Below are 21,979 nucleotides of genomic sequence, written 5' to 3'. Positions count from 1 at the left end.
CTGCGACCACGACCACACCGGTCACGACGCTCCCACCGGTGACCATGCACGTGCCATTCACCTCGACGCTGAGCCTCGACATCTACGGATCCGAAGGGCCGACGGTCATCCTCTTCCACGGTGGAGGGTGGGTTGCCGGATCACCGGCGGGCATCGCGCCGCTCGCCAAAGCGATCGCTCAACGAGGCGCCGTCGTCTTCAACGCGCCCTATCGGCTCACCTACGCGGGAGGGGGATTCCCGATGACGTTCGAAGACGCTGCGTGTGCAGTCCGTTTCGCAGCCGAGCACACTACCGAGTACGGGGGCGATCCGGGCCGCCTCATCGTGGTCGGGCATTCCGCAGGCGCCCACATCGCGGCAGTGGTCGCACTCGCAGGTGACACCTTCGACGGAGACTGTCTCGTCGAGATGAACGACACGCTTCCGATGAAGCTGGTCGGCCTCGCCGGCCCCTACAACACCGACGCCCTGGAGCCGTTGCTCGAGCCGTTCTTCGGAACCGACCCGGCTGTCGATCCGGAGCCGTGGCGGCTCGGGAATCCGTTCACCTACCTCGATCGCAACCCCGACCTCGTCGTTCGGCTCATCCACGGAGACCAGGATCAGGTCGTCCCCCTCATCTTCTCGCGACACTTCGCACGCCGGCTGTCCGCCCACGACTACGACGTAACGTTGACCATCGTTCCCGGCGCGGACCACAGCGACATCGTGAACCCGGCCGCGTACGGTGACCTCACCGTCGACGCAATCATGAGGTGATCGGCTCAAGCCCAGAGCGCTCTGGCCGATACCTGACTTGTGGACGCTGGGCACGAGATTCGCTCCGGATTGACAAGAGCGCTGTACGCGCTCGGCCTCGGCCTTGCAGTGGTTCTCCTCGTCGCCTCACCGGCGCGTGCAGACGCAACGTCGGACGCAGAAGCCTGCTTTCTGTCCAAGATCAACGCCGCCAGGACGGCAACCGGCGCTCAGACGCTCCAGCGGGACGCGGCCCTGTCAGGCTACGGGAGAATCCACTCACAAGAGATGGCGGCCGACGGAGGCATCTATCACTCCTCCACCGGTGACCTCGCACCCTATCTGCCGAGCGACTGGGTGATGTGGGGCGAGAATGTCGGCGTCGGTGGTACGTGCGCCATTCTCTTCGATGCCTTCATGGCCTCTCCCCTCCACAAGGAAAACCTTCTGAATCCCGCATTCCAGTACGCCGGCATCGGTGTATACATCGACGGCAACGGCACGCTCTGGACCACACATATCTTCCTGCAACGACAGACCACGACCACCACCACCGCGGCGACCACCACAACGGCAGCCCCCACCACGACCACAACCACCGCGGCCACGACCACAACCGCTGCGACTATCACGATGGCAGCCCCAGCGACGACGACGACCACCGCAGCGACCACCACAACAACCACCGCAGCGACCACCACAACGGCAGCCCCCACCACGACCACAACCACCGCGGCGACCACCACAACAACCGCCACCACGACCACAACCACCGCAGCGACCACGGCACTCGCCACAATCACCGGCCCGGATGATCCAGCCGGCCTTACCGGCGCCGGATCACTCACCGCCGCGATCAGGAATTGGGAGTCAAACGGCATCCTCTGCAACGACACCGAGTGCGGCGGAGATCAGGCGCTGCTCGCGTTCATCGGGGCGCTTCTGCTAAGTGGCAGCGCCATCACGACGTGGGCGCTGCGAGCGTAACGATCTCCTCGAATCGTGCAGCCACTCGGTCGCTATCGGCAACCGACCGCGCACACACGCGCTCCTCCGACCACCGCAAGCGGCATGGGTTCTCAGGCTGCCCGCTCGAGGCGGTCTGATGTTCCTTCTGCGAAGCCCTGCGCCGTGGCGCAGGGATCCACTCCGTCACGCGACGACACGCAACACTGCGCTCGATCGACGCCTGTACCGCCTTCGAGAATCCTTCTGCGATGGCCAACATCCGTTTCCCCCGTTGATGATGTCATCATGATGTCATTATGATGTCACTTTGTCAAGGGAGAATTGGTGCCTCGTACTTGGCACCTCGGCCGGGGCATGCCGGCACCATGAAGTCACAGGGTGAAACGACTGGCTGCCGGCCGCTGGAAGCCGGAAGCTAGACGATCGTCTCGCCATCCACCACCATCTCGTCGACGATGCCGACCACGACCGCTCGGATCGGCGCCGTCTGCCATCCAACCACCTGGCGAGCAGAGGTGCCCTCGTCGAGGATGAGCACGGTCTCTCCGACCCCGGCGCCGACGGTGTCGACCGCGATCAGATAGTCCCCATCGGCCTCGCCCCCGGCATCGAGGAGATCACAGACCAGGAGCTTGCGATGGTCGAAGACGGGCGAGTTGATCGTGGAAACCACCGTTCCAACAACCCTGCCGACCTTCACGGGCTCACCTCGACGGCGTCCACGATGCCGACGATGGCGTGATCGACCGGTACGAACGTTTCGGGGAGCGCCTGGGCGGCTTCGCGTGACCCGACGATGTAGATGAGTTCGCCCGAGCCGGCCATGTGCACGGCGTCTGCGGCAACGACCGGCCGCCCTTTCGGTTGCCGATCCCGATCGAGTGGCTGCACGATCAGGAACTTCACACCTTCCAGACCGGGAGCTTTGATCGTCGCGACGACCGTTCCGACGACTCGTCCCAGTTGCACGGCTACTCCTCACCGACTCGATCGGTGAACAGCGCTCCCGCGACGAGATTGTCCCCCATCTCGCGGTGTAGCTGTGGGATGACCACCGAGACAACGCGTTCGGGCACGCTTTCGGAACCGATCTCGACCGCGGCTTCGACCTCGGAGACCGGCCCCTGGAACAGCAGGTAGCCCTTGCCGCCGAGACCGTCGGCCATTCGAAGTTCCAGCAGAGTCACGTTTGCGCCTTTCACCCCGGCGTCGGCCGCTTGGATGACCGCTGCCACGGTGCGTGTCTCGATGATGCCGAGGGCCTCTCCTCCACCGGTGCGTCGGGCTCCCTTGACGGCCGCTGCGACGTCGGGATGTACGTCGGGCAGCAACACAACGTCCACCAGGGTCGTTACTGCGCGACCCGCGTCGACGGCCTCTTCGACATCGGCCACCTCACCGGCGACGAGAACGAGGTACTTGCCCGGATGGACGGTTCCGGTCCGGATCACTTCGACAGGCGCTCGCTTGACCATCTGATCGCCCGCCTCGATCCCGCGGGCTACGGAATCGAACTCGAGGAGCGCCAGCGCGGGGCGCATCAGACGATCCTCAAGGATCCGACCACCGTGATTCGACGTTCGCGAGAGAAGGTTCGCGGTCTGGTCAGGCCGTCTCCCGTGGGGCTGGCGATCGAGAACGACGTGAATCCTTCCCCGCCTTCGCCGAGTCCCGCGTAGTGGGGACCATTCGCCACGAAGATCGAACAGTTCATCGCCCTGGCCATCCTGGTGATCGTGTCGACGTTGGTCGAGTGGATCGAGGCGGTGTGGCGAAACCCGTGTTCTGATCGGACGGCGAGGTCGATGGCGCGGTCGACGTCGGAAACACGCACGACCGGCACGACCGGCAGCATCTGTTCGGTCCACACCAGGTTGTGCTCCACCGGCACCTCTGCGACGGCGAGACGAACATCGGACCCGACCTGAACGCCGATCTCCGCCAGGATCTCTCCAGCATTCTTGCCGATCCAATCCTTGTTGATGACGCCCGGCTTCGAAGGTGGCCCCATCTCGGAGAATATGACCCGCTCGATCCTCCGAAGCTCGTGCTCCTTGAGCACGTACGCTCCGTGATGAGACATTCTCCTGACCAACGAGTCGGCAATCGTGTCAACGGCGATCACCGTCTTCTCATCCACGCAAACGATGTTGTTGTCGAACGATCCTCCGAGGATGATGTCTCGCGCCGCCTTGTCCAGGTCCGCGGTCTGATCCACCACTGAGGGCGGGTTTCCCGGGCCTGCGGCAACGACCCTTTTGTTGGTCCGCATCGCCTCCTTGACGACGCCTCCTCCACCGGTGACGAGCAGCACCGGGACGTCAGGATGGACCATGAGCTCATGGGCGGATGCAATCGTGGGGTTGGGGATGGCAGTGACGAGGTCCGGCGGACCTCCGGCTCCGACGATTGCCCGGTTGATCATCCTGACGTTCTCGGCGGAGACCCGCTTCGCGCCAGGGTGCACATTGAACACCAGTGCGTTCCCTGCGGATACCACGGCGATCGTGTTGTTGATGATCGTCGAAGTCGGGTTCGTCGTGGGAGTGATGGACCCGATGACCCCATAGGGAGCGAACTCGGTCACCATCATGCCGAGGTCGCCGGTCGTTGCCTCCAACTCGAGGTCCTCAGGACCGGGCGCCTTCACCGTGACGACACGATTCTTGACGATCTTGTCCTCGACCCTGCCGAGTCCCGTCTCGGCATGGGCCATCTCCGCCAGTTGCTCGCCGTGCTGGAGCATCGAGGTCCGCACGGCAGCGATGATCGTCTTGCGTGCTTGGAGCCCTGCCCCGCGAAACGCGTCATATGCGTGCTTCGCTGCGGCGACCGCCTCGTCGACGGTGGCATGGATCCCGTCACCGAGTTCCGCGGCGGATACCGCCTCGAGTTCGGCCGCTCCGCGAAGGCCCGACCCGACATGCTCGCCGGCGTCGCCGAGCTTCCTGTGGACCCGCTCGATGATCTCCTGAATCTCAGCTTCGCTGATCACTTGTGGTACTTCTCATCCCCGCCGACCTCCCACGTGTCGACGATCGCCATCACGACGGCATCACACGGCCGATTGTTCGTCAGCTCGGTTTGACGGGCGGAACTGCCGGTCGCGTACATCACGACCTCTCCGACGCCGGCTCCGACCGCGTCCGCGGCCACGATGTAGCTGCCGGTTTCACTGTCATCGACGTCGAGTTGTCGCAGCACCAGGAACTTGAGCCCCTCCATACTGGGCTCTTTCCTGGTCGCGACGAGCGTCCCGGCGACTCGCGCTAGGAGCATGTCGTCTCCTCTCAGGAGGTCTCGGCTTGCGCCTCCTCGGTACGGCCGAGTGGCAGCACGAGATCGACGTTGGTGTGCGGACGGGCGATGACATGGGTAGTAATGACCTCGCCGACCTTCTCCGCATTCCGGACGCCGGCTTCGACCGCCGCCTTCACGGCGGCGACGTCGCCGCGTACCACTGCGGTCACATAGCCGCCACCGGTCTTCTCGTAGCTCACCAACTCGACCTTGGCGGCCTTGACCATCGCATCGGCCGCTTCGACCATCGCTGCGAAGCCACGGGCTTCGATCATCCCCAACGCTTCAGCCATCGGATGTCTCCTCTCGTTTCCTATTTCTCTCGACCCTCGACGCTCTCGATGGCGGCAACCGCGGCGCGCCAACCGACGTCGATGTCTTGTTCTTCTCCACCGAGGTAGACACGGCCCATCGAACCGAACGCCCGGACTTCGAGCACATTGATGTTGGCCGCCTTCTCTGCTTCGTTGGCCGCGAGCGGCGCATACGCCGCCGGTTCGACCTCCATCACATAGAGCGTTTGACCGGGAATGATCATCTGGCCGTGACGGGTCCTGTTGATGAGTTGTGCCTGATGGTCGTCGATGCGCCGGATGAGCTGGCTCGACAGAATCCTGGGCTTGATCCGATCCGTCTCCGCAAGGCCCAACTCGTCGAGGATCGCCGCTCCGGCAGCCCGAGTCTCTGCCTGCTCCGGCGAATGGATCTCGAGCATCCCATAGTACCGCTCGACGATCTGCATCCCCGGCTTGACCGTGGTGGACTTCAGCGCAATGTCGGTGAGACGGTTGATCTCGATTCCGGGAGAGATCTCGACGTACAGGGAGGCATCGCCGGCAAGCGGCAGGAAGCCTTGGGCCGTCGTGCCGAGAAAAGCGGCGTATTGCGGCTGCAGGCTGTCCAGGAATGCGTAAGTTCTCAGTTCGACATCACTCACTCGGTCAACCTCCGGTCACGATCTGAACGCCTGCCGATGCGCCGATTCTCGTCGCTCCGGCCGCCACCATATCTCGCACATCCTCGGCAGTGTGGATGCCACCGGCCGCCTTCACCCCCATCTTCGTCCCAACGGTCTCACGCATCAGCAACACATCATGCACGGTGGCCCCGCTCGATGCGAAGCCCGTCGACGTCTTCACGTAATCGGCTTTGGCTTCACTCGCCAGCGACGATGCGATCACCTTCTCCTCGTCGGTGAGCAGCGCTGCTTCGATGATCACCTTGTTGAGCGCCCCCGACTCGTGGCACGTGTCCGACACTTTCGCGATGTCGTCGCGCACCAGGACGAAGTCACCGGATCGGAGCGCTCCGATGTTGATCACCATGTCGATCTCCGATGCCCCGTCACGGATGACCCGCCGCGCCTCGAATGCCTTGATCTCCGGCAGTGTGGAACCGAGCGGAAACCCGACGACGGACGCGACTTTCACGCTCGTTCCCCGAAGGTTTGTCTTGCATCGTTTGACCCAGAACGGATTGACGCACACGGCCGCAAAACCGTATTCGGCTGCTTCCGCGCACAGACGGTCGATATCGTTCGCGGTGGCGTCGGGTTTCAGCAACGTGTGGTCGATGTACTTGGCGAGGTCTCTGGGAACATCGGCACCGGACCCACGGTAGGAAACCCGATTCGCCCCGTTGGCGACCACTTCGCGGACCTTGTTCGGGCTGTGGGATGCGCACGCACCGTCACACAGCTCATCGAGCGAGTTCAGGCTCGCGAGAATCTCCCTGGTGATCTTCTCGATCAGCTCTTCATTCGTCATGCGCGGTACCTGCGGTCGATATCGGTGATCAATCTCACTCGTCGTTCGTGGCGTCCTGGACCCCATTCGGTTGCCAGCCATTCATCCACGATCTGCATCGCGAGGTTGGTTCCGATCAGACCTGCGCCGAGAGTGAGGACATTAGCGTGGTTGTGTTCCCGGCTGTTCCGAGCCGAAGACAGGTCGTAGCACAACGCTGCCCTGATCCCCGGTACTTTGTTGGCGACTATGCAGGAGCCAATGCCGGCTCCGTCGACGATGATCCCCCACCGACAGGTCCCATCTGCGACGAGTCGGGCAACCGAGTGAGCAAACTCCGGATAGTCCACCGGTTCGTTGCTGTCGGTCCCGCAATCACGAACGTCGTAGCCCCGCTCCTTCAACGAAAAGGCGATCTTCTCCTTCAAGGGGAAGCCCCCATGGTCTGCGCCCACGGCGATAGCGGTTGGACCTGAAGCGATTTCCGTCGGCGACGTCGCCGGGGAAGGCACAGACTCGGTCAGAGCTTCGACGGCGGCGCGGACCAGCTCACGTACTTCCTGCTCCGAAGGCATAGGAGCATCCTAGGGGAATCGGCACGCGGCGAGCAGTCCAGGCGAACGACCGCCGATCCATCGCACTAACCTCACGCACATGGACCCCGCATTCGTCTGGCAGAGTCCCAGCCCTCCCCCACCTCCCCGCGAATGGATCACGCTCGAGCAGGCGTCCGACCTCGCCGGTATCCCCGCGACGACCATCCGGAACTGGGCTCGGAAACGAAAAGTCTCCACGAAGGTGGACGGAGAGGTGCGGCTGGTCCTGAGGGCCGAGGTGATCGAGCGGGCACGCCACCTGGGACATCCACATTCGCACACCCGGCAGGCGCCTCTGGCCCAGCCATCACCGCCGATTCCGCCCGAACCCCCGGTCCCCGAGGGATCCATGCTCGTCCCGATCGACGAGTGGCGACGGATCCTCAGCCAGCTCGGCAACCTGCATGAGGCTGGACAGCAGCTCGCCGACGCTCGCGAACGCGCTGCCAAGGCCGAAACCGAAGCCCAGTTCCTCAAAGAACGGGTGAAAGAGCTGCGAGGTCGGCTCGAAGACGCAGCGAAACTGCCGCCGGCCCCACCTCAGCCGGCGCCTCGGCCCGAGCCGCCACCGGATTCGGCGCCGGACACCCCCGATCCTGGACCGCTCTGGCTGTATGTTGTCCGACGTTGGGGCACCCGCAGGCGATAGGGTGGCGTCCTCGCGCGGCACACCTAGTCTGCCTCCGATGAACAGGAAGATCTGGATCGCGATGCTGCTCGCGGCGTTCGGGTGGGGCACCGGCGGTGTCGCCACGCGCAGCGTCCTGCTCCATGGTGTCGATCCGTTCACCCTGATCTCCGTTCGCTACCTGATGTCCGCCCTCCTGCTGACCGGCTGGCTCCTGTGGCGAAAGACCTTCACGGTGAACCGTGGAGCGTGGCTCGCGGGACTGGTCATCGGTATCGTGAACATGTCGGGGCCGACGATCTTCTTCACACTCGGTCTCCAGCACATCTCTGCCGGCCTCGGCGGCCTACTCGTCACCCTCGTGCCGATCGCGACGGCGGTCTGGGCACACTTCCTCCTCGCCGACGAGCCCTTCAGCGCCAAGAAGCTCGGGGGGCTCGTTGTCGCGTTCGCCGGCGTGGCCGTGCTCATCGCAACCGGTGAAAGCGGCATCACCGCAGGAAATCCGGTGCTCGGCATCGCCTGGTCCAGCCTGGGGATTGCCCTCGCTTCGCTGGGCGGTGTCCTGAGCCGCAGCTACTCGCAGCGCTACAGCATCGCTCAGCTCGCAGGTCCACAATTCGTCGTTGCCGCCGGCGCGTCCCTGGTCGTCGGAGGGATCCTCGGAACGACGGCGATCGGCGAGATCGGCGCAGTCTCGTGGGGATTGCTCGGATACCTGGCAACGATCGGAACGGTCGTGCCGTTCCTCGGGTTTCTCTGGATCGTACAGCGAACCACCGCGACACGGGCCTCACTGATCGGCTACCTGATCCCCCTGATCAGCCTGATCACCGGGGCGGCCTTCCTCTCCGAACGTCTCACCGTCACGATCGCTCTCGCGGCACTTCTGATCCTCATAGGAGTCGTGATGGTGGATCGCGCCGCCACCACCCGTCCGGTGGTGCCGTAGGCGCAACCTCGCCTGGTACGCTGCGCGGCCATGAGTGGTTCTCGACACATCCTCGTCGCTGTCGCGTGGCCGTACGCGAGCGGCTCGCGGCACCTCGGCCACCTTGCCGGCGCGTACCTCCCGGCCGACATCTTCGCCCGCTACCACCGTCTGGTGGGCAACCAGGTCCTCATGGTCTCAGGAAGCGACGTCCATGGGACCCCGATCACCGTGCGCGCCGATCAAGAGGGAGTGGAACCGGGGGTCATCGTCGACCGGTACCACCAGGAGTTCCTCTCCAACTGGAAGAGTCTCGGTATCTCGTGGGACCTGTACACGACGACAGGAACCGACAATCACCGGGAGGTGACCTGGGATGTCTTTCGGCGTCTCCATGAGCACGGATACATCGTTGCCAAATCGACACCGCAGTTCTATGACGCCGAGGCCGGCCGTTTTCTGCCCGACCGGTACGTCGAAGGGACCTGCCCGTTCTGCGGATACACCGGAGCGCGCGGCGACCAGTGCGACGACTGCGGCCGCCAGCTCGACCCCGAGGATCTGATCGACCCTCGCAGCCGGTTCTCCGGCACCATGCCGGTGATGCGTGAGACCGAGCATTACTTCCTGCGCCTGTCCGCGTTCGAAGACCGCCTGTTGGCATGGCTGGAGTCACGACAGGGCTGGCGCAAGCACGTCCAGAACATGGCGATCGGATTCACGAAGGACGGCCTGCACGATCGGGCTATCACGCGGGATCTGATCTGGGGAATCCCGCTTCCCCCAGAGTTCTCGGATTTGGGAGAGGGCAAGCGCATCTACGTGTGGTTCGAGGCCGTCATCGGCTACCTGTCCGCTGCAAAAGAGTGGGCACAGCAGAGCGGCGATCCGCAAGCCTGGCGAGCCTGGTGGGAGGACCCGGAAGCCGAGTCGTACTACTTCATCGGCAAGGACAACATCGTGTTCCACGCCGTCATCTGGCCATGCCAACTCATGGGATACGAGGGACTCAACCTGCCAACCGACGTCCCGGCCAACCAGTATGTGACGTTCAAGGGAGAGAAAGGATCGGCCAGCCGCGGCATCGGACGTTCCATCACCTGGTACACGGAACGCCTCGAGCCCGACGCTCTGCGTTACGCACTCGCAGCGTCGCTCCCCGAGCAGAACGACACCGACCTGTCCGATGACGAGATCGTGCGACGCATCAACGAAGAGTTGGTCGCCACGTGGGGAAACCTCGTGAACCGGGTCCTGAACCTGACTGCCCGCAGTTTCGATGGGATGGTTCCTACGCCCGGCGTCCTCTCCGACGAGGATCGTGATCTCCTCGACACGATCGATCGAGCGCTCTCCGACGAGGCCGAGCTCATCGAGCACGTCGAGCTGCGCTCGGGGCTGCGAACAGCGATGCAGGGGGCGCAAGTCGTCAACGCCTACCTCAATGCTCAGGAACCGTGGAAGGTCCTCAAGCAGGACCGCGAGCGCGGCGCGACGATTCTCTGGACTGCGCTTTCGGCCATCGCCGGACTGAGTGTCGGCTTTCTCCCCTATCTGCCGTTCACCTCGGCCCGCCTCCACGACATACTCGGACTGAAGGCCGGAGAGAGCGGATTGCGCCGACCCGATATTCCCGACGGCACCCGCCTCGGCGAGATCGGACCGCTGTTCACCAAGCTGGACGACACGGCCCTGTAGGAACCCGCCAAGCGATTCCGGCGCGGAGCCGCGACGGCTTGATCAACCTCCGATGCGGGCAAGCAACTCCATGTCTTCAGAAATACGCTCACGCATCCGGCGAGCCGTCGGGGCGACCAAGGCCTGCTTGGTCAGGCGAAAGACATCCCCTGGCAACGACGCAAGCCGGTCGGCTTCTTCGAGAGCTTCATCGAGAATGGCGTCCGGGGGAAATACGCGATGAAGAAACCCGGCTTCGATCGCGTCCTCCGGCGAATACAGGCGCGCCGCCGCGGTGGCCGCGAAGACCTCCCCGGAGATCAGCCGGTCGGCGGCCAGCGCCACCAGCATGGCGGGGAGTGGCATGCCGATGCTCACCTCGTTGAACCCGATCTTGAAGTTGCCGGCCGCCCCGAAGCGAACATCACCTGCAAGCAGCAGCGCCGCTCCTCCGGCAACGGCGTTCCCTGTGCATGCCATCACGACCGGTACTGGACACTCCAAGAGGCGTAGCACGAGATCCCATCCTCTCGTGATGAGCTCGTTACGCCGATCGCCACCGAGCATGATCGTGTTGAGGTCGAAACCGGCGCAGAACTGTCCCGGGCGGCCGGAGAAGACGACGGCTCGAACGTCGTCGTCGGTCTCGATCGTGTCCCAGGTTTCAGAGAATGCATCGATGACGGCATGCGAGATCGCGTTCACCTTGCCGTCATCGAACGTGACCAGGGCCACACCGTCATGCTGCTCGACTGCAAACACACCGCTCACTGTCACCTCGAGTTGTCGGCTGAGTGGTCTCACGACCTGTTGCCAATCTATCAACCCCGCGACACTCAGCTCGGCGGATAGACCCCCATGGCCTTGGCCTTGTCGGTCTGCCAAAAGATCTCGGCGACCTCGTCGATCAGTTCGACCAGCCTGCGCCCATCCTCCGGATCAACGGTCTTCTTTGCGACACCCGCTTGCCTGATGGCGCGCCAGAACAGATCGTGAAGCTGTGGAAACGCGGCGACGTGCTCGGGTCCGAAGAAGTCGGCCCACAGCACCATCAGGTGATGTTTGACCAATTCGGCCCGCTCCTCTTTCAAGGCGAGTGCACGATCGCGAAACACCGGATCGTCGGATGCCTGGTACTTCTCGGTGATCTTGAGAACGGACATCGCCTCGATCTTTGCCTGTGCCGGGTCATAGACCCCGCAGAACAGGTCACAGTGAGCATGGACGACACGTACGGGAGCGAACAGGCCCATGAATACCTCCTGGCAGAATGGGCTTACGCTGCCGACGATACACTCTGGATAACGCTAACGGAGATGGCCCATGGGAAAGCTGCGCATCACGGGCACATTGATTGCCGCCTTGGCCGGCGGCGTCGCGGCGCGCTGGACTTATCAGCGCCTCGCCCGCTTCGAGATCAGTGAAGTCTCGATGGCACCGACGCTCCGTCCGGGCGATCGAGTCTTGACATGGGAGCGGACTCCGAGGCGGGGAGACATCGTCGTATTCGAACATCCGACCAAGCCCGGCTTCTGGCTCGTGAAACGGATCATCGGCCTGCCTGAAGAGCACGTTGCGATACGAAACGGCAATGTGTTCGTCGACGGCTCGGTCCTCGAGGAACCCTGGGCCAAAGAACCGACAGGGCCGGAGGCAGACTGGCGTCTCGGCGCTCACGAGGCCATCGTCTTGGGCGACGCCCGGCATCTCTCCGCCGGTGACAGCAGACAGCTCGGACCCCTTCCCGTCGATGCGCTGCTCCACACAGTGATCGCACGGTACTGGCCTGACCCGGCGAGGATCGCATGACCTTGGTTCAGAAACGCATCATCGCGGCGCTCGCGGCCGCCGTCGTATTCGTGTTCGTCGCGGTGGCCATCGCGGCGCTGAAGAACCCGTCCTCCGGACCAGGGTCCACGACCACTGTGGCCGCCGTGGCAACCACCACGACCTCCACATCGACAACCTCCACATCGGCACCGACGACAACCACGACGACCGAGCCGACCACGACCTCTTCATCGACGACGACCGAGCCGACGACCACCACGACCAGCACAACCAGCACAACCCTCCCCCCATCGGAGATTCTGATTCTCGGACCGGAGAACATCGATGGGATCACCTTCGGCACCAACGCCGAGCAAGCCATCGCATCGTTCGAGGAGATTCTCGGACCTCCGGCTGCCGACACGGGGTGGGTGCCGCCGATCGACAGCGAAGGTGTCCAGGTCTACGGGCCCTGTCCCGGTACTCTGATCCGGGTTCTGGAATGGCCGAACCTGACCACCGTCTACACGGATGCGCAAACCCAGTGGGGCGACGAGGGAACGCGTCACTTCTTCTTCTACAGCTACGTCCTGTTCGACGTCGATTTTCTCGGGCTCAAGACCGCTGAAGGTATCGGACTCGGCTCGACGATCGATGATCTTCGTGCGGCGTACGGAGACGACATCGAAATCCACTCGGACGAGTTCGGCGACTACTTCACCGTGTCCGTTCCCGCACCGGGGAACCTATGGGGTTTCCTCAGCGGCCCCGAAGGCACGGTCGTGTCGATCCAGGGAGGAACCGGCTGTGGGGAGTGAGCCCATGGACCTCGGCGTCGGCCTGATCTCCTGCCAGCGGACCGCCGGCGACCCCCGAACATGGGAGGATCTCTATCGCGAGGCGCTCGATCTCACCGTTGAGGCGGAGCGGCTCGGGTACGCGTCCATCTGGACGACCGAGCACCATTTCGTCGACGATGGCTATGCGCCGTCCCTGTTGCCACTCTCGGCAGCCATGGCAGCGCGCACGTCCCGGATCACAATCGGGACCGGCGTACTGTTGGCGCCGCTGCATCATCCTCTCCGGCTCGCCGAGGATGCGGCGGTCGTCGATCTGATCAGCAGGGGACGCTTGACCCTCGGTCTCGGGCTGGGCTGGTCCAGCACCGAATTCGCCGGCCTTGGCGCCAATCTCCGCACCCGCGGAAAAGCAATGGACGAAATCCTCGACATTCTCCCCAAGGCATGGTCCGGCCTGCCGTTCCGCCACGAGGGACAGGTCTATGACTTCCCCGAGTTGGCTGTGCGTCCCACGCCGACCGACCGCATTCCCATCTGGATCGGAGGTGGCGCCGCCGCCGCCGTCAGGCGGGCCGCCCGTCTTGCAGATGGCTTCTTCTCCAACGCGACCCCCGAAGGCCTCGAAGCGCAGATTCGGATTGCAGCCGAGGAGATGCGCCGCCACGACAGAGATCCCGATGACTTCACCTGGGCGCACTACGCCATCATCTACCCGAGTGACGACCCGGACCGAGGCTGGTCGGAAATCCGCAACCACATACATCACCTCCGCTGGAAGTACGAGGATATGGAGGCCTCCGCCCGCCGAACAGGGCCGATCCCTGCTCCCCCACCGCTCGACCCGACCACCGAAGAACAGCTTCGTGCGTCCGTGCTGGTCGGGCCCGCAGAACAGATCGCAGAACGGCTGCACGCGGTGCGGGACAGAGTCGGCGTGCCCCTGCACATCGTGGCGCGCTCGGTGTTCCCCGGGATGCCATACGCCCAGCAAACAGAGACACTCGAACGAATCGCCTCCGAGTTGATGCCGCTCCTGTGAGCAGCCGGCGACCAACAGAACGCTCCTGCCACGACGACGCCACGTCGACTGCCGGGAATGGGAAACTGGGCAGCGTCGCTACACTCGCTCCGTCATGCGATCGCTCCTCGTCACCATCTTCGCCTTCTCCCTGCTCGCTGCAGCGTGCTCAGGGAAGGCCGCGGACACGATCACCACAACGACCACAACCGTGGCACCCACGACCATCACGACCACGACTACGACCCCACCCACCACGACGACCGAGTCGACGACCACCACAACCGTCTACGACGGTCCGGTCGCGCCGCTCAACGGCCTCCCCGTCGACGATGAGACACTCGTCGACCGTAGGGGACTCGCCGTCAAGATCGATAACCATCCGGCTGCCCGCCCGCAGTCAGGGCTGCAGGAGGCCGACGCGGTCATCGAACTGCCCGTCGAAGGGGTCACCCGATTCATAGCCCTGTTCAACGTGGGGGACTCCACCTATCTCGGACCGATCCGGTCAGTCCGCCCGAGCGATGTCGAGCTCACGAAGCCTCTCGGCGGGAACCTCGTGATCAGCGGCGGTTCCTTCTGGATCCTCAACTATGTGACCTCCAGAGGAGCGAACCTGATCTCTGACTCCGACAGGCTCCATTCCCTTGGTGCGATGTTTCGGATCTCTTCCAGATCTGCCCCACACAACCTGTACGGCAACTCGTTCGAACTGCGCAACTACGCCGACAGCCGCGGGATCCCCGACACACCTCCACCGAACCTGTTCACCTGGGGACCGCTCAAACCCGACGGTCCCGCCGAGAAAATCACCTTGTTCTGGTCGCCGCGAACCGTCTGGACGTGGGACGGGGAGCACTACACACGCACATCCGACGGCAGACCGCACGAGTGGCTCGCCAAAGATGGCACCACCGGACCAATCACCGCGGACACACTGGTGATCATCGTCGCCAGGAGATACACGTCGCATCCTGCAAAGCCGTCTGACGGAAAATCGGTTCCGGCAATGGACACCGTCGGTTCGGGCCGCGCCCTCGTGTTCGCAGGAGGCGAGGTCGAAGAGGGGACCTGGTCAAGAGACTCCATCAAGGAAATCTTCCATCTGAAGCGAGCCGACGGATCCACATTGACGGTTCCTCCCGGTCGGCCGTGGATCTCGATCTTCCCCGACACCCTCGACATCGAGTGGTGAGCGTCTCCGCCGGTGCAACGGCCGTTCGCCGGGGCCAGATCAGCGCGGTGGAAGTGATCTCGAGCGCCCTGGACCGAAGCGAGTCTTCCCAGGACACCCTCAACACATACACCCTCATCGATCGGGAGGGCGCCCTGGAGCGAGCAGAGATCATCGATGAGATGGCTGCCCGGGGTCAGGATCCCGGGCCGCTTGCCGGCGTTCCGATCGCTCTCAAAGATCTCATCGATCAGGCAGGGCTCCCGACTACCTGCGGCTCCGGCTTCTACGAACGGATCTCCGACCGATCGGCAACCGTCGTCGAACGCCTCGAAGCGGCCGGTGCCGTGATCATTGGCAGGACCGGCCTTCACGAGTTCGCCTACGGGTTCTCGAGCGAGAACCACTGGTTCGGCCCTGTTCGCAACCCCTGGGACACGCAGACTTCCCCCGGCGGATCGTCGGGAGGCTCCGCGGTCGCAGTCGCAGCAGGCCTGGCTGCCGCTGCGATCGGAACCGACACCGGCGGCTCGGTGCGCGTTCCTGCCGGCATGTGCGGCATTGTTGGACTCAAGGTGACCCACGGCCGAGTCCCGCTCACAGGCGTGTTCCCCCTCGCCCTGTCGCTGGATACGGTCGGACCGCTCGGACGGAGCGTCGAAGACGTTGCGCTCCTGTACGCGGCTCTGGCAGGACACGATCCCAACGACCCGTGGTCGGCTCCCCGTCCGGTGCCGACACCCGGAGAGGTCCCCCCCGACCTCTCCGGGATACGTATCGGTCTCCCCTATCCGTGGATCAGTGACGCACCCACGACTCCGGGTGTCGCGACTGCGTTCGCAACCGCAATCGATCGAATCTCCGATGCTGGAGCGATCATCACGGCACTCCAGGCCCCGGCACTCATCCCGTCCCCGCACGGTGGCTCGATCGTCGGCGGTGAAGCCGCGAAGGTTCACCGCCCATGGTTCGGGAAGCAACCCTACGGTCCGGCTGTAGCCGAACGGCTGCGGACCGCATTCGAGGTCACGATCGATCAATACATCGACGCGCTCGAATGGACGGCGAAGCTGCGCAACGCAACGGCAGCCGTCTTCCAGGACGTGGACTTGCTCATGACACCAACTGTCGCGGCGACTCGCAAGGTGATCGGAGAACCCACCATCGACGGTATCCCATATCGCAGGGTACTGTCGTGGTTCTCTTCACTCGTCAACCACATAGGTGTGCCGGCCTTGAGTGTGCCGCTTCGCGCACCGGGGACACCCCCGCCTTCCCTGCAACTCGTGGCGCCCTGGTGGGCCGAAAAACGCCTCTTTGCCGTGGGAAGAGCACTCGAAACTCTCGGCATCGCGACCTTCTCCGCACCCCCGATTCCCTGACGTCGACGCCTGCTTGGACTACTGGCCAGGATCGGTAGACTCACGCCGAGCACCGGGTGAAACCCTCTGCTTTACGCGTGAAAGGACCAACGTGTCGAACGACACAAACACTCTTGAACCACACGAGGTCGAAGAGCTCGATAAGGTCATCGTCCGGTTCGCTGGTGACTCTGGTGACGGCATGCAGCTTGCCGGGACCCGCTTCACGAGCGACTCGGCTTTGTTCGGCAACGACCTCGCAACATTCCCGAACTTCCCCGCCGAGATCAGGGCTCCGGCCGGCACCGTTGCCGGCGTTTCCTCGTTCCAGGTGCAGATCGCCGATTTCGATATTCTCACGCCGGGCGATGAAGCAGACGTCTTGGTGGCGATGAACCCTGCTGCGCTCAAAGCGCACCTCAAGGATGTGAAGCCGGGCGGCGTCATCATCGCGAACGCCGATGCGTTCGAACCTCGGAACCTGAAGAAAGCCGGGTTCGATTCCAATCCGCTGGAAGATGGTTCACTCGAGGGATACCGGGTCTTCGCGGTACCGATGGAGCGTCTCACCAAAGACGCCGTGGCAGGCACCGGAGTGAGCAGCAGGGATGCGCTGCGATCCAAGAACCTGTTCGCACTCGGGTTGCTCGCATGGATCTTTACCCGGTCGATCGACCCCACGATCGACTGGCTCAAGAAGAAGTTCGCCGCTAGGCCCGAAGTCGCGGAAGCCAACATCGCCTCGCTGAAGGGTGGCTACAACTACGGCGAGAATACGGCAGCGTTCAAACACACGTTCCACGTTCGCAAGGCGGCACTCGAGCCCGGCGAGTACACGAACGTAACCGGCAACACGGCACTGTCCTGGGGACTGATCGCCGCGGCCAAGGCGGCGGGGCTTCGGCTGTTCTATGGCAGCTATCCGATCACTCCCGCGACGGACATCTTGCAGGAACTGGCGAAGCGCCGGAATTTCGATGTCGTGACGTTCCAGGCAGAAGACGAGATCGCAGGTGTTGGTTCCGCCATCGGGGCCGCATTCTCCGGGAATCTCGCCGCTACCGGGACGAGCGGACCGGGACTCGCTCTCAAGAGTGAGTCGGTGTCGCTGGCGGTCAGCATCGAACTGCCGTTGGTGATCGTCGATGTCCAGCGGGCAGGTCCGTCGACAGGCTTGCCGACAAAAGTCGAGCAGACCGACCTGCTGTTCGCCATGTACGGGCGGCACGGGGAGGCTCCCCTGCCGATCGTCGCCGCCAAGTCGCCGGCCGACGCGTTCGACACCGCAATGGAGGCGTCCAGGCTCGCCCTCAAGTACATGACACCCGTGATCCTGTTGTCCGACAACTACATCGCCAACGGCTCAGAACCGTGGCTGCTGCCGGACCTCGACTCGTTACCGGACATTTCGGTTTCCTTCGCTGTCGAACCGAATGCAGACGGGCGCTTCCTGCCCTATCTGCGGGACGAGAAGACGTTGGCAAGGCCATGGGCCAGGCCGGGAACACCAGGCCTCGAACATCGTGTCGGCGGCCTCGAGAAGCAGGAAGTCATCGGAAACGTTTCGTACGATCCGGCCAATCATCAACTGATGACCGACCTCAGAGCCTGGAAGATCCGAGCGATCGCCAACGACATCCCCTTGTTGGAGATAGCAGGCGACGAAGACGCCGAGCTACTGGTGCTCGGCTGGGGTTCGACGTACGGACAGATCATGGGAGCGGTCAAGCGAGTCCGCAAGGATGGCCTGAAAGTCGCGACCACCCACCTACGCCATCTGAACCCGTTCCCGGCGAACTTCGGTGACATACTGCTGAAGTATCCGACGATTCTCGTGCCGGAGGTCAACTCCGGGCAGCTTCGCCACATGATCAGGGCCGAGTACCTGGTACCGACAATGGGCCTCAACCAAGTGACCGGGTTCCCATTCAAGGTATCGACCATCGAGAAGAAGATCCGGGAGATCCTCGCATGACCGAGACACCCACCTACACACGCAAGGACTTCCAGTCCGATCAAGAAGTCAAGTGGTGCCCCGGCTGCGGGGACTTCACCATCCTGGCATCCATCCAGTCGTTCTTCGCCGAGGCAGGCCTGCCAAAGGAGAACTTCGTGGTGATCTCGGGAATCGGCTGCTCTTCCCGTTTCCCGTACTACATGAACACCTATGGCATACACAGCATCCATGGCCGGGCCCCAACGATCGCCTCCGGTATAGCGATCACCCGTCCGGAGCTGTCTGTCTGGGTGACGACCGGCGATGGTGATGCACTGTCGATCGGCGGGAACCATTTCATCCACCTGATGCGCCGCAACGTGAATGTCAAGGTCGTGTTGTTCAACAACCAGATCTACGGTCTCACAAAGGGCCAGTACTCACCGACCAGTGAAGTCGGCAAGATCACCAAGTCGAGCCCGATGGGATCAATCGATCGCCCATTCAATCCGGTGAGCCTGGCTCTCGGCGCCGAGGCCTCGTTCGTCGCACGGACCATCGACATGGACCGCAAGCTCACGATGAAGGTTCTCCAGGCGGCGTATGACCACCGGGGTACCGCGCTCATCGAGATCTACCAGAACTGCAACGTGTTCAACAACCATGCGTTCCTGGAACTGACCGGAAAGCAGACTCGTGACGAGAACCGCATCAATCTCGAGCACGGCCGGCCGGTCGTGTTCGGCGCCGAGGGCGAGCATGCGGTCATCTTGGAGAACGGCGCCGCAAAGGTGGTCTCGACGGCCTCCGTCGATCCGTCACAGATCGTTGTGCACGATGAGCACGCGGTAAACCCGAGCGCCGCGTTTGCGCTGAGCCGCCTCTCGCATGGCCCACACGGCCCGACCCCGATCGGAATCTTCCGGAACGTGGAGCGGCCGGTCTACGAGGATGTTCTCCAGGAGCAGATCGACACTGCCCGGGAAAAGAAAGGCGACGGCGACCTGTACCAACTCCTCCGTTCGGCAGGAACCTGGACGGTCGAGTAGCGGCATTGGCACCAGCCATCAGATATCTGATAGCCACGAGTCCCGGGGCGCGAGGCCCGGGACTCTGTGTTTCCTCCCCCGTCGCCGGAGGGGGTTTTGGGAGGCGCCGCCCCCCGGTCAAATAGGAAACGCGTCACCCAAGACTCAGATGCTTCGCCGCCTCCCGAAAACTGAGTCCGGAGAGTTCCTCCCGGTGTTCGAGCAGGAACCTCGACACCGCGGCCGGATCGGTTTTGGCGTACTCGCGTAACGCCCAGCCGATCGCCTTTCGGATGAAGAACTCTTTCTCGTCGGCCCGCCGCAGGCAGTAGTCGAAAAGCCGGCCCGTATCGGTCCGGTACTTGTGCTTGAGCTGGGCGAGGAGCGCCGCCCGGCGTATCCAGAGATCTTGATCATCGATCCAGGCATCGAGCAATGGCCACAGTCGCTCCGGATCGTCCAGGAGGACCTGCCCGATGAGACGTGCGGAGATGACGTCGACGAAGTCCCACCACGCTCCCTCGACGATGAGCCGCCGGTAGAGGTCAAGGTTCTCGAAGGTGATCCACCGCCGCTCGGCGATCGCGAGATCGACGGCGAGGTACTTCTCTTCGCGGTGCGGAAGCTCCCAGAGCGCGATGATGGCGGTCCGGTAATGCTCCTGCGCATGGATCGGGAAGCGTCGGCGTGCCTCCCGCAGAATCAGCCGCCGTTCCGGCGTGGGTACCCCATGGAACGGCATCTCGGTCTTCATGTAGGCAGCCATCGCCACCGCCCGATCAGGGTCGGCGCGAGCCGATAGCTCGGCCGCGACGAAGGAGACAATCCCATCCACGACCCCAACGCTACCCCGGCACCGCGAGACCTACGGCCGCGTATCGCTACCTATCGTTTTCTGTCACACCCGGTTGATACGATGCCGGTGTGGAGAGTCGAACTACGGACAATCTGGAGCAGGTCCTGCTGGCGTCCGAAGCGGTGATCGCTCGGGAACGGGCACGACAGATGACGGTGTTGGCCGAACTGGATCGCCGCCAGGTCGCCTTGATGGACGGCTGCCGGTCGATGACCGAGTGGACAGCGAGTCGCCTCGACATCGCTCCGGAGACCGCCTCGATGCTGGTGTAGACCTCCCGAACGGTCCTCGACACCCCTGCTGTCGCCGCAGCGGTGACCGGCGGCGAGATCACCTTCGATCGGGCGGCAGAACTCTGCCGGCTGGCCGCCTCACCTGGCGAGGTGAAGGAAGAAGCGATCCTCGAAGCCGCCGATCTGTACGGCAGCATCACCCCACGGACTCCTACCCCCAGGGCGGAATCGCAACGCCCGGTTTGAGAGCGAAGACAACGAGCCAGAACAGAATCGCCACGAGAACGACCGGCACGACCGGAATCGCGGGAACAGTCGGCCTCCACTGATGATCGACACCCACGATCGGGGCGGACACGAGGGCACCCAGCACGATGACCCCGCTGGCGATCAGCCCGAACGGCAGCCGCGGGTCGGGGAGCATGAAGACGGCCACGAGCGCCCCGCCGACCAGCCACGGGACGCCGGCGACGACGAGCATGACACGCACACGGCTGCCACGGGTCTCCAACAAGCTCGCACGGGGAGCGAACTTGAGAAACGCGGGCGCGGCCATCATCCCCATCCCGAGCACTGCCGCGGCAGCAACCCCGGCGAGGATCCACAGGAAACGCTCGGGCAGGCCGACGCTCGCTGCGATCCCAGCCCCGATCCCCATTCGGTCAAACGGGGCTGCGAGGATCACCTGGAGACCGGTGCGGAATAGGTGCAGGATCGTCCACAGCACGGTCAGTCTGGCCACACCGTGAGGACCCGGTCCCGGGTATACCAGCAGGAGCAAGATCCCGACTCCGAACGCCGCCAGGAGTCCGCCGGTCAGGGCGAGGTTCGGTCCCGTCGCCTGGAACGTAACGGCCGCATGTGAAAGCACCGGTTCCCGCCCCTCGACCCAACCGAAGCCGGCGAGTCCAGCGAGATAGACGAGCTGGGCCATGACATAGCCGAACACGAAGGTGAGACAGGACGTCACCGCCACCGTGGTCAGCCCCCGGCTACGACGTTCCGCCATGGACTGCAGCCTACGCGAAGAAACATCACCGAGGGCGACAAGGGGGATGACGACCGGGGGTCCGGCCCAGCGAGCGAAGCGAACGGTTTCTCCCCCCAGCGAGCGAAGCGAACGGTTTCTCCCCCCAGCGAGCGAAGCGAACTGTTTCTCCCCCCAGCGAGCGAAGCGAACTGTTTCTCCCCCCAGCGAGCGAAGCGAACTGTTTCTC

Annotated in this window: 26 protein-coding genes; 13 read left to right on the top strand and 13 right to left on the bottom strand. The window is 63.6% G+C overall.

Going from position 1 to position 21,979, the window contains the following annotated elements:
• The first annotated feature begins 38 nt into the window (after nt 1-38).
• Together GWP04_08115 and GWP04_08110 are read left to right on the top strand one after the other, a co-directional pair.
• Complete coding sequence (locus GWP04_08115; GenBank protein ID NIA25523.1) at nt 39-761, top strand: alpha/beta fold hydrolase; 723 nt, start codon at nt 39-41, stop codon at nt 759-761.
• 69 nt (nt 762-830) lie between these two features.
• Complete coding sequence (locus tag GWP04_08110; protein NIA25522.1) at nt 831-1,727, top strand: hypothetical protein; 897 nt, start codon at nt 831-833, stop codon at nt 1,725-1,727.
• A 397-nt stretch (nt 1,728-2,124) separates the two neighbouring features.
• Here GWP04_08110 and GWP04_08105 read toward each other — a convergent pair whose 3' ends face one another.
• The 9 genes from GWP04_08105 to rpiB are packed head-to-tail and all read right to left on the bottom strand — an operon-like array spanning nt 2,125 to nt 7,329.
• Nucleotides 2,125-2,409: a hypothetical protein gene (locus GWP04_08105; protein ID NIA25521.1), complete on the bottom strand. Its 285-nt coding sequence runs from the start codon at nt 2,407-2,409 to the stop codon at nt 2,125-2,127.
• Nucleotides 2,406-2,678, bottom strand: coding sequence for an ethanolamine utilization protein EutN (locus GWP04_08100; protein NIA25520.1), 273 nt, complete (start codon nt 2,676-2,678; stop codon nt 2,406-2,408). The genes GWP04_08105 and GWP04_08100 overlap by 4 nt, the downstream gene beginning before the upstream one ends.
• A gap of 2 nt (nt 2,679-2,680) precedes the next feature.
• Nucleotides 2,681-3,250 (bottom strand): BMC domain-containing protein, encoded by a 570-nt coding sequence (locus GWP04_08095; protein ID NIA25519.1) that lies wholly within the window; start codon nt 3,248-3,250, stop codon nt 2,681-2,683.
• Nucleotides 3,250-4,704, bottom strand: a complete 1,455-nt coding sequence (locus GWP04_08090) for an aldehyde dehydrogenase family protein (GenBank protein ID NIA25518.1) — start codon at nt 4,702-4,704, stop codon at nt 3,250-3,252. The genes GWP04_08095 and GWP04_08090 overlap by 1 nt, the downstream gene beginning before the upstream one ends.
• Nucleotides 4,701-4,988 (bottom strand): ethanolamine utilization protein EutN, encoded by a 288-nt coding sequence (locus GWP04_08085; GenBank protein ID NIA25517.1) that lies wholly within the window; start codon nt 4,986-4,988, stop codon nt 4,701-4,703. The genes GWP04_08090 and GWP04_08085 overlap by 4 nt, the downstream gene beginning before the upstream one ends.
• A gap of 11 nt (nt 4,989-4,999) precedes the next feature.
• Nucleotides 5,000-5,302 carry a BMC domain-containing protein gene (locus tag GWP04_08080; protein ID NIA25516.1) on the bottom strand — a complete coding sequence of 101 codons (303 nt, stop codon included), beginning with the start codon at nt 5,300-5,302 and terminating at the stop codon, nt 5,000-5,002.
• A 20-nt stretch (nt 5,303-5,322) separates the two neighbouring features.
• Nucleotides 5,323-5,946, bottom strand: a complete 624-nt coding sequence (locus tag GWP04_08075; GenBank protein NIA25515.1) for a hypothetical protein — start codon at nt 5,944-5,946, stop codon at nt 5,323-5,325.
• 4 nt (nt 5,947-5,950) lie between these two features.
• Nucleotides 5,951-6,775, bottom strand: coding sequence for a deoxyribose-phosphate aldolase (deoC, locus tag GWP04_08070; protein NIA25514.1), 825 nt, complete (start codon nt 6,773-6,775; stop codon nt 5,951-5,953).
• Nucleotides 6,772-7,329: a ribose 5-phosphate isomerase B gene (gene rpiB / locus GWP04_08065; protein NIA25513.1), complete on the bottom strand. Its 558-nt coding sequence runs from the start codon at nt 7,327-7,329 to the stop codon at nt 6,772-6,774. The genes deoC and rpiB overlap by 4 nt, the downstream gene beginning before the upstream one ends.
• Before the next feature lie 79 nt (nt 7,330-7,408).
• Here rpiB and GWP04_08060 point away from each other — a divergent pair, with 79 nt between their 5' ends.
• Genes GWP04_08060 through metG form a run of 3 tightly spaced genes read left to right on the top strand, consistent with a single transcriptional unit; the run spans nt 7,409 to nt 10,607 of the window.
• Nucleotides 7,409-7,999 carry a hypothetical protein gene (locus GWP04_08060; protein NIA25512.1) on the top strand — a complete coding sequence of 197 codons (591 nt, stop codon included), beginning with the start codon at nt 7,409-7,411 and terminating at the stop codon, nt 7,997-7,999.
• Between the two features lie 37 nt (nt 8,000-8,036).
• Nucleotides 8,037-8,930: an EamA family transporter gene (locus tag GWP04_08055; protein ID NIA25511.1), complete on the top strand. Its 894-nt coding sequence runs from the start codon at nt 8,037-8,039 to the stop codon at nt 8,928-8,930.
• Between the two features lie 30 nt (nt 8,931-8,960).
• Entirely contained in the window at nt 8,961-10,607 is a 1,647-nt protein-coding gene (gene metG / locus GWP04_08050) for a methionine--tRNA ligase (GenBank protein ID NIA25510.1), read from the top strand.
• Between the two features lie 42 nt (nt 10,608-10,649).
• On the opposite strand, the gene GWP04_08045 is transcribed toward metG, so the two are convergent.
• Both GWP04_08045 and sodN read right to left on the bottom strand, forming a co-directional pair.
• Nucleotides 10,650-11,390 (bottom strand): crotonase/enoyl-CoA hydratase family protein, encoded by a 741-nt coding sequence (locus GWP04_08045; protein ID NIA25509.1) that lies wholly within the window; start codon nt 11,388-11,390, stop codon nt 10,650-10,652.
• A 32-nt stretch (nt 11,391-11,422) separates the two neighbouring features.
• A complete protein-coding gene (sodN, locus tag GWP04_08040; GenBank protein NIA25508.1) occupies nt 11,423-11,839 on the bottom strand; it encodes a superoxide dismutase, Ni in 417 nt (138 codons plus the stop codon).
• A gap of 70 nt (nt 11,840-11,909) precedes the next feature.
• Here sodN and lepB point away from each other — a divergent pair, with 70 nt between their 5' ends.
• From lepB to GWP04_08005, 7 genes are all read left to right on the top strand, one after another.
• Nucleotides 11,910-12,395: a signal peptidase I gene (lepB, locus tag GWP04_08035; protein ID NIA25507.1), complete on the top strand. Its 486-nt coding sequence runs from the start codon at nt 11,910-11,912 to the stop codon at nt 12,393-12,395.
• Nucleotides 12,392-13,174 (top strand): hypothetical protein, encoded by a 783-nt coding sequence (locus tag GWP04_08030; protein ID NIA25506.1) that lies wholly within the window; start codon nt 12,392-12,394, stop codon nt 13,172-13,174. Before lepB ends, GWP04_08030 begins: the two co-directional genes overlap by 4 nt.
• Nucleotides 13,175-13,178: 4 nt before the next feature.
• Nucleotides 13,179-14,195 carry an LLM class flavin-dependent oxidoreductase gene (locus tag GWP04_08025; protein NIA25505.1) on the top strand — a complete coding sequence of 339 codons (1,017 nt, stop codon included), beginning with the start codon at nt 13,179-13,181 and terminating at the stop codon, nt 14,193-14,195.
• 94 nt (nt 14,196-14,289) lie between these two features.
• Nucleotides 14,290-15,369: a DUF3048 domain-containing protein gene (locus tag GWP04_08020; protein ID NIA25504.1), complete on the top strand. Its 1,080-nt coding sequence runs from the start codon at nt 14,290-14,292 to the stop codon at nt 15,367-15,369.
• Nucleotides 15,366-16,730, top strand: coding sequence for an amidase (locus tag GWP04_08015; GenBank protein ID NIA25503.1), 1,365 nt, complete (start codon nt 15,366-15,368; stop codon nt 16,728-16,730). The genes GWP04_08020 and GWP04_08015 overlap by 4 nt, the downstream gene beginning before the upstream one ends.
• A gap of 181 nt (nt 16,731-16,911) precedes the next feature.
• On the top strand, nt 16,912-18,684 hold the full coding sequence (locus GWP04_08010) for a 2-oxoacid:acceptor oxidoreductase subunit alpha (GenBank protein NIA25502.1): 1,773 nt from the start codon (nt 16,912-16,914) through the stop codon (nt 18,682-18,684).
• Nucleotides 18,681-19,694, top strand: coding sequence for a 2-oxoacid:ferredoxin oxidoreductase subunit beta (locus GWP04_08005; protein NIA25501.1), 1,014 nt, complete (start codon nt 18,681-18,683; stop codon nt 19,692-19,694). Before GWP04_08010 ends, GWP04_08005 begins: the two co-directional genes overlap by 4 nt.
• 133 nt (nt 19,695-19,827) lie before the next feature.
• On the opposite strand, the gene GWP04_08000 is transcribed toward GWP04_08005, so the two are convergent.
• Nucleotides 19,828-20,508 (bottom strand): DNA alkylation repair protein, encoded by a 681-nt coding sequence (locus tag GWP04_08000; GenBank protein NIA25500.1) that lies wholly within the window; start codon nt 20,506-20,508, stop codon nt 19,828-19,830.
• 89 nt (nt 20,509-20,597) lie between these two features.
• On the opposite strand from GWP04_08000, the gene GWP04_07995 reads away from it, so the two are divergent.
• Nucleotides 20,598-20,801 carry a hypothetical protein gene (locus tag GWP04_07995; GenBank protein ID NIA25499.1) on the top strand — a complete coding sequence of 68 codons (204 nt, stop codon included), beginning with the start codon at nt 20,598-20,600 and terminating at the stop codon, nt 20,799-20,801.
• Between the two features lie 172 nt (nt 20,802-20,973).
• Here the strand turns inward: GWP04_07995 and GWP04_07990 are convergent, their stop codons facing one another.
• Nucleotides 20,974-21,771, bottom strand: coding sequence for a hypothetical protein (locus tag GWP04_07990; GenBank protein ID NIA25498.1), 798 nt, complete (start codon nt 21,769-21,771; stop codon nt 20,974-20,976).
• Nucleotides 21,772-21,979 lie beyond the last annotated feature (208 nt).

It is taken from the genome of Gammaproteobacteria bacterium (assembly GCA_011682695.1).
Classification (GTDB): domain Bacteria; phylum Actinomycetota; class Acidimicrobiia; order Spongiisociales; family UBA4744; genus BMS3Bbin01.
Note: the sequence above shows the minus strand (reverse complement) of the source record. Positions and strands in the feature narration are given on the sequence as shown.